This is a genomic window from Micromonospora sp. NPDC049580 (assembly GCF_040675595.1).
GTDB lineage: Bacteria > Actinomycetota > Actinomycetes > Mycobacteriales > Micromonosporaceae > Micromonospora.
Map to the genome: position 1 here is coordinate 1 of NZ_JBFAPG010000320.1, position 7,537 is coordinate 7,537.

The 7,537-nt window shown below is 73.7% G+C and carries 5 protein-coding genes; all 5 read right to left on the minus strand.

The window, feature by feature from the left end; translation table 11 throughout:
- Nucleotides 1-634: 634 nt before the first annotated feature.
- Genes AB0J68_RS22590 through AB0J68_RS22610 form a run of 5 tightly spaced genes read right to left on the minus strand, consistent with a single transcriptional unit; the run spans nt 635 to nt 7,442 of the window.
- Entirely contained in the window at nt 635-1,015 is a 381-nt protein-coding gene (locus tag AB0J68_RS22590) for a DUF4913 domain-containing protein (RefSeq protein ID WP_354855682.1), read from the minus strand.
- On the minus strand, nt 1,009-2,442 hold the full coding sequence (locus AB0J68_RS22595; protein WP_363940393.1) for a glycoside hydrolase family 19 protein: 1,434 nt from the start codon (nt 2,440-2,442) through the stop codon (nt 1,009-1,011). The genes AB0J68_RS22590 and AB0J68_RS22595 overlap by 7 nt, the downstream gene beginning before the upstream one ends.
- 4 nt (nt 2,443-2,446) lie before the next feature.
- Nucleotides 2,447-4,195, minus strand: coding sequence for a TraM recognition domain-containing protein (locus AB0J68_RS22600; protein WP_363940394.1), 1,749 nt, complete (start codon nt 4,193-4,195; stop codon nt 2,447-2,449).
- On the minus strand, nt 4,192-5,946 hold the full coding sequence (locus tag AB0J68_RS22605; protein ID WP_354855685.1) for an ATP/GTP-binding protein: 1,755 nt from the start codon (nt 5,944-5,946) through the stop codon (nt 4,192-4,194). Before AB0J68_RS22605 ends, AB0J68_RS22600 begins: the two co-directional genes overlap by 4 nt.
- Nucleotides 5,943-7,442 (minus strand): SCO6880 family protein, encoded by a 1,500-nt coding sequence (locus AB0J68_RS22610; protein WP_354855686.1) that lies wholly within the window; start codon nt 7,440-7,442, stop codon nt 5,943-5,945. Before AB0J68_RS22610 ends, AB0J68_RS22605 begins: the two co-directional genes overlap by 4 nt.
- Nucleotides 7,443-7,537: the final 95 nt, after the last annotated feature.

The window sequence follows — 7,537 nt, forward strand, 5'->3', positions numbered from 1 at the left end:
CACCGGGGGCCGCACGCCGAGCCACTGCTCGGCGTCCCAGGCGTGGAACCGTTCCACCTCGGTGAACCCCAGCTTTGCCGCGAGGCGCATCGAGTTGACGTTGGCGGACTGGGTGGTGAGCAACCACCGGCTCGCCGGGAAGGACACCGCCGAACCAGTCGAGCGCCGCCACGCACGTCGCGGTGGCGTACCCGAAACCCCAGGCAGGCGGCAGGAACAGGTAACCGAGATCGGCCTTTCCCACGGGCCGCCGGACGACGATGCTCCGTCGCGCGCCAAAGCGGGACCCGGCCGATTATCGCCCTGTCGAGGTCGACGACGAAACTCCCTCGCCACCGTGCGGGCACCTCGGGCAGCTCGCACTCAAGCTCGTCCGACGACCGGGGCCACCGAGGTAGGTGTGCCTCCGGCGACGCCAACAGCTCGATGAACGTCGACCGGTCCCGGGCCTCGGACGCGCGAAGCACCAGTCGCTCGGCCCGGATCGGTTGGGGCGGCCAGGCGACGGGTCAGATCTCAGTCATGCCGAGCATCCAACCAACGCTCGCCGCCACCGCTACCTAGGCGGCATCGGCCCGAAGGACGGCCGGCCGCCCCGGCGGCCGTCCTTCGGACGGTTCTCCCGGCGGGTCGCTCAGTCGTCGCGCTCGACGTAGGGCCGGTCCTTGGGCCGGTGTCCCCCGGGCTTGCAGCCGGCGAACGGTCCGTTGGGGTTGCGCAGCGCGTCCATGGTCGGCCAGAGGTGGTTCTGGTGCCAGAGGGCCGGGTCGGTCGGCGCCGCCCGGGGGCCGGTGCGTTCCTGCCAGGCGAGCCAGAGCCCGTGCAGGTAGGCGATCGCCTCCGGGTGTTCCCGCCAGCGGGGGCACCAGGGCGCGCCGGAGGTGACCTCGCCGCCGTACACCGGGAGCAGCAGGCCCTCCACCCAGGAGGTGAGCCGGCGCAGCTCCTCGGCGTACTCGGGTCCGTCCAGGTAGAGGATGAAGAACGGCCTCGGCGGCGGCTCGTCGGTCAGCACGTCAGCGTCCCCTCGTCACCGGGGTCGACGCCGAGCGCGGCGGTGAACCGCCGGTACGCGTCGACCCGCGCCCGCACCTGCGCGGCGTTGCCACCGCTGCACTCCAACGCCCCGTTGATGCTGCGGATCGTCTCGCCGAACCCCCCGCCGCCGGTGATCGCGGCGTGCGGGGTGGTCGTGCCCGCGCCGCTCTGGGTCATCCAAAACCAGAGCGCGGTACGCCATGCCACCGCCGGGTCGGTGGCCACCAGGTCCGGGTTGCCGAGCAGGTCCAGCCCGAGCGCGTCGCCGGCCGCCTTGTAGTTGGTGTTCCAACTGAGTTGGATCGGCCCCCGCCCGTGGTAGGCGCTACGGCCGGCCGGGCAGCCGTAGGGCTGGCCGCCGTCGCAGTAGGTGCCCCACGCGGCCCGGTCGATCTCCTCGACGTGGACCAGGCCGCCGGACTCGTGGTCCACGTTGGCCAGGAACGCCGCCAGTTCCCGCTTGCGGGTCGCCTCGTCGCCGGTGCCGGCGAAGTCGGGGAACGTGGCCATCGCGTCGGTGAGCCCGGCGTACGTGTAGAAAGTGTTGCGGTCGGGGAACATGGTGTCGAACGTCGACCCGGTCAGCAGCGTGCCCTCGTCCCCCGTCACCACGCGCTTCTTCGCCCCGGCCCCCGGCGACGCCGTCGGTGTCGGCAAGGCGGTGGACGTGTCCGTCCCGCCGATGGTGTAGCGGGCGAACAGCCCGCGCACCCGCAACGGGTAGCTGTCCAGCACGATGACCGGCATGCCGCCCAGCGCCTTCACCGCCTCCGTGCCCTGGTCCCAGGCCATCAACGTCAGCGTGAGATGGTCGCCGACGACCGTCTTCTCGTCCAGCATCCGCTGGGTCTCCTCGGCCAGGTGACAGAACCACCGGGCGTGGGCGTGGATCGAGTCCTCCGGGTCCAGCGCCGAGGCCTCGCCGCTGTCGTCGTCGTCCTTGCCGTAGCGCTCGAACACGTCGGGGGTGAGCTGGGACAGCCCCTTGCGGCCGTCCTGACCCTCCTTGTCCGCGTCGAAGTCCGACGCGTACTCGATCTGGGCCGCGAGGATCACGGGGGTGAGCAGGTCGCACTCACGGGCCGCCGCCCGGATCGGCGCGACCAGGTCCGCGTCGGGCACGCCCGACTCCTTGAACCCGCCGCGGCCGTCGCCGCCGGCGAGTTCGGTGAGGACGCTGCCGCCGGCGCCCGGGCCGAGCGTGCTGTCCGGGTCCGGTGAGTACGAGGTCATCTGCGAACCGCTGAGCAGGATGATGACCACCAGGACGATCAGGGCCAGCGCCGCCATCGCGGCCAGCGGGAGCATCCCGACCATCGAGATGATCAGCCAGGTGATCTGGGTGGCGCCGAACCGGTTCGTCGCCGTCTGGTGCGCGGCCCGCGCGGCCGCCAGCTTCGACACCACGTCACCCGGCCCGCTGGCGCCCGGCCGCCGCCCGCGCCCGCGTGGTGATCGCCTCCGCCTCGACGCGGGCCGCCGCCGCGATCGGCCCGGCGTCCGGCTCCTTGTACCAGGGACGCAACCGGATCACCGCCGGCCGCACGCCGGTCGCCAGCAGCAGCGCGGTGCCCTTCGGCAGCGCCCGGATCCGGTCCGCCGGCAGCACCTGCTCCTGCCGGTACGACACCGACCGGGACGAGCCGTCGCGGGACCGGGAGTAGGTTGGCGTACGGACGTCGTGCTGGCCGATCAGACGGGCCACCTTGTCCACGAAATCGGCGTCGTCCAGCCCGGCGCCCAGCAGCTTGACCGTGGCGGCGCCCCACAACGCGTCCATCCCCGCCTCGCCCCAGACCCGTACCCCCTGCCGGTAGCTCTGCAGCAGCGTCACCACGCTGATGCCCCGCGAGCCGAGGTGGCTGTAGAGGTCGGGCAGGTCGGCGATGCGGCACACGTTGGCCGCCTCGTCCAGCACGGCGGTCATCGGCGGGTCCAGCCGGCCGCCCATCCGCTCGGCGGCCACCACGCCGGCCCGGACCACGGCGTCCGCCAGGCCGGCGATCACTCCGGCGGCCGAGCCGCCGCCGTCCTTGGACAGCAGGTAGAGCGTGTCGCGGCTGAGCACGTGCTCCTCCGGGACGAACTCCGGGCGGTCCGGGTCCGGACTGACCCAGGCCAGGATCTCCGGGTCGAGCAGGCAGGCGACGCACTGCCGGGACGTCTCGTAGATGCCGTCGCGGGTCTCGACCGCGCCGCGTACGGTGCCCTGGAGCTGATCGGCCATCGCGTCCAGGCCGGCGTCGCGCAGTAGGTCGACCGGAGTACGGTCGCCCGGGTCGGCGAGCCAGGCCAGCATCTCCCCGACCGTCGCGCCGCCGTGCGAGGCGGCGAGGAAGAGAGCGGTCAGCGTGTTCTGCGCGGCGGCGATCCAGAAGTCCCGCTTCGACGCGTCGTCGTTGACCGAGCTGACGAAGTGGCCGGCGAGCCGCCGCGCGCCCTCCAGGGTGCGGCAGCCGCCGAGCAGGTCCCACCACATGTCGCGCTCGGTATACGCGACGCCCTGCGGGTCGAACGTCCACACCCGACCCACCCGGGCCCGCTCCTGCCGGGTGACCAGGTAGACGTCCGACTTGTTCGAGGTGAGCAGCACCGCGCCGGGCGCCCGCAGCACCCGGGGGATGGCGATCCCGGTGGATTTGCCGGCCCGCGGGGCCATCAGGTCCAGCTCCACGTCCTCGTACGACGAGCGCAGCTCCGGCCCGGACGGCAGGAGATCGCCGAGCAGGTTGCCGGTGTCGTCGGGGCGCAGGCGGGCGGCGTCGCGCAGGGACGGGCGCAGCTCACGGGCCCGGGCCTCGGCCGCCTTACCGGTCATGGCGCGCAGGTCGGCTGCGCGGGCCAGGTTCGACGACTGGCCGAGGCGACGGGCGACGGCGCGGGCCGCCGCGACCACCGGTGCCGCGACGGCCGGGACGAGCACGACCGCGCCGCCGTACACCAGGGCCGGCGGCACGCCCGGCCAGACCGTCCCGACACCGCCGCCGAGCAGGCTCAGGTAGACGTCGAGGCGGAACGGAGGCGGATGCCAGCCGTACCCGCCGACGGCGGTGGCCAGCGTGCCACCGAGCCACAGCAGGACGAAGGCGGTGAGGTTGATCAGCGCGAGCGTCGGGATCAGCCAGGCCAGCAGGTCTCCGCCGGTGCCGCGCTTCACCGGGCACCCGCCCCGGGAAGGTCGCCGGCCGTCACGGCGCGCACTACCGCGGCGCGTTCGGCCAGCATCCGCTCCGCGTCGCCGTTGGCGATCCACCGCGTGTTCGTGTCGTGCAGGTGCCGCTCGGCGTCCGTGATCGCTACCCGGATCGGGATGCCGGGCCGCCCACCGACCTTGATCAGAAACCGGCCTCGGCCGGGCGGCTCCTCGTTGGCGCCGTCCTGCGCCCAGCCGGCCGGCGAGGACCAGGACGAGACCAGGTCGATCTCGCGCCGGGAAAGCCCCACCACGCGGCCCAGGTCCTCCATCTCTGCCTTCGGCAGCCCGGCGCAGGCGACCATGCCGGCGCGCTCCACGAAACCCCGGGCCTTCGCCTTGTCCGCCTCGCTGCCCAGGGCCTCGGCGTCCTTCAAAGTGTGGGTGATCTTCGCGTCGGCGAGCCCGAGCGAACGGTTCAACCGGGTGAGCGCGTCGATCCGGTCGACGATGCCGGAAGCCGCCCGCAGCGGGCGCCACAGCTCGTCCAGCACGGTGAAGAACCAGCGCCGGGGCGCCAGGCCCGCGTCCGCCAAGGCGTGCGACGCGGACACCGTACCCAGGCCGTCCGACCAGGCCGCGAGCATCGCGGCGGCGGTCAACTGCCCGTCCGCCTCACCGATGCGGGAGATGTCGATGCAGACGGCGGTGGCGTCCGGGTCGATCCGGGTGGCGGTCTCGGAGGCGAAGGTGTCGCCGAGCGGGCCGTCGAGGATGCCGAGCAGCGACCGGTGCAGCGGGTCGACGGCGTCACGGTAACGCGACTCCTGACCCCGGTCGAGCGTGACCTGCCGGACCCGCGGCGGCCCCGCCTCCAGCACCGCGAGCAGGTCCGGCAGCCGGTACGTCCGGCCCGGCGGCGTGGCTTCGCGCAGGTGCCGCAGGCAGGCCGAGAGCACCGACTGCTCGTGGTCGCTGATCGGCACGCCCCGCACGATGGTGAGCAGCGCCGCGACCATGTTCAACACCCGGCCGTGGGTTTCGGCGGCCAGCGCCTGCCCGGCCTGCCCGCCGATCCGCGCGGCGGCGGCGCCCATCGCGCCGGGGTCCAGCACGTTGAGCCCGCCGACGCCCCGGGCGATGGAGATGACCTGCCCGCCGAGCGCGCGGACGGTGTCCGCGTAGTCGGGCTTCAGGTCGCCCAGCACCAGAGGGACGACGCCCTGCGCGGCCAGGCCGATCAGCATCCGATTGATCAGCGTGGACTTGCCGAGACCCGGCATGCCGAGCATGAACAGCGACGGGTTGGAGATGTAGCGCGCCCGGGTGAACCAGTTGAGCGGATCCCCGCACACCGTGGCCCCGGTGCTGATGTGCTGGCCGAGCGGGACCCCGGTCATCGGGGCGCCGGAGCCGGACGCGAACGGCCAGAGCCCGCACGCCTGCACGGTAGTGGCCCGCCACATGGTCGGCGGGTCCAGCGTGGCCACCCGTCCGCCGCCCACGACGGGCGACCCCCGGTGCGGCACCTGATCGGCGCGGTCAGCCCGGGCCAGCCGCTGCCGGTACCGCTGCTCGGCGGCCTCCTCCGCAGCCCGCCGCCGACGCGCCCGGCGCAGCGCCCGCGGGGTCTGCTCGCCCGTCTCGTCGGGCTCCCGGTCCTGCGCGTCCACGTCCGGCACCACCAGACCGGACATCGCGGTGACCGGTCCGGACGTCATCCGGGGCCAGCCCGCCCCGAGATCCAGCAGCCGCACGCCGTCGCCGCCCGTCACATCGCCTCCTGCAGGTCGTGCGGAACGAACGCCTGCTCCCAGGGCAGGATGCCGACGGGCAGGGCGCAGGTGAACGCCGCGGCCTGCATCCGGTCCGCCGGGCGCATCGCGATCCGGGTGGCGCCGAGCAGGTTCCGCATTGTCACGTTGGCGTCGCGCACCTCGGCGGCCGAGTCGACGGTCAACGTCACAAGCATCGAGAACTCGACCAGACCGGCGCCGGAGGCCTCCTCTGCCGCCGTCTGCTCGGCCGCCTGGATCTCCGCGACCGCGCGGGCCCTGACCAGGCCCTTCGTCGAGTTCGCCATGAACTGGGCGGACCGGCGGTCCGACTCGACGATCCGGGCGGAGGTCGCCGGATCGATCGGACGGTAGATCAGGGCCACCCGCTTGCGGCGGATGCCGGCGGCCGGGTCGAGCAGGCTGCGCAGGATCCCGGAGCGCACCACGCCGCGCGGCGCCATGGTCAGCAGCCAGCTCCGGGACACGCCGGAGTCGTGCTGGTAGGCGGTCACCGACTCGATCGCGGCGGCCGGCCCGGCGTCGTCCCACTCCAGCCCGGTGCCGCCGTGCTGGGCGCGTACGTCGAGCACCTCGGCCGAGACGGCCGGGTCGTAGGCGACCCGGACGACCTCGGCGATCCGCTCCGCGGACAGCGGCTCCGCCGACCCGCCGCCGGCCGCCACCAGCCCGTTGAGCACGCCGTGAAGCCGCAGCCCCAGGTCGGCGAGCATGGTGTCGTCGTCGCGCCGGGCGCCGCCGGGCGCCGAGTAGGTCAGCGTCAGGTAGGTGTTCATCTCCGAGGACGCGTCCGGGTAGTTGCGCACCACCTCCTCCATCACCGCGCGGGCGGCGGGCGGCGCGTCCGGGGAGATCCGGCCCAGCACCTCGGTGGCGAGCCGGGTGCCGGGGTCCGGCGCGGTCTCCACCACCACCGAGGCGCCGCGCAGTCCCGGCTCGTGCGCCAGCCGGGACAGCCAGTCGCCCCACAGCGCCACCCACGTGTCGACCTGGTCCGGGTCGACCAGCGACCCGCCGTCCGGCTCGCAGCTGAGCACGATCGTGTACTGGTGACGGTTGGGGTGGTGCAGCACGCCGAACGGGCGGTCGTACGGGTCGCGCCCCTCCAGCATGACCGCCCGGCTCAGCAGGCCGGGCGGGCGGAACCGTCCGCCGGGGCGTGTCGACAGCGGCCCGGAGACGTAGAGGTGCTGCCGCTTGGACTTGCGGCGCAACCAGCCCACCCGGACGCCGACCATCTGGAAGACGTTGCGGCCGTCCGGAGTGCGGATCGCCAGCGGCGCCAGCGTCAACGCGAGCGGCAGCCCCACCACCAGGGCCGCGTCCAGCGAGATCATGGACGCGAGCAGCACCAGCACGAGACCGCCGAAGAGGCCGACGGTCCCGATCAGGCCCAGCGAGCCCAGGCCGGCCTTGCGGGGGCGGCGCCAGTTGCCGTACGTGAGTGTCTTGATCTGTTCGGTTGCCGTGGTCATGGTCGTCCTCCTGGGCCGGCCTAGTCTCGATCGGGGTCCGGCAGCGCGCCGCGGGCGATGCCGGCGGCGTGCCGGTGGGTGCCGGCGACGACGCC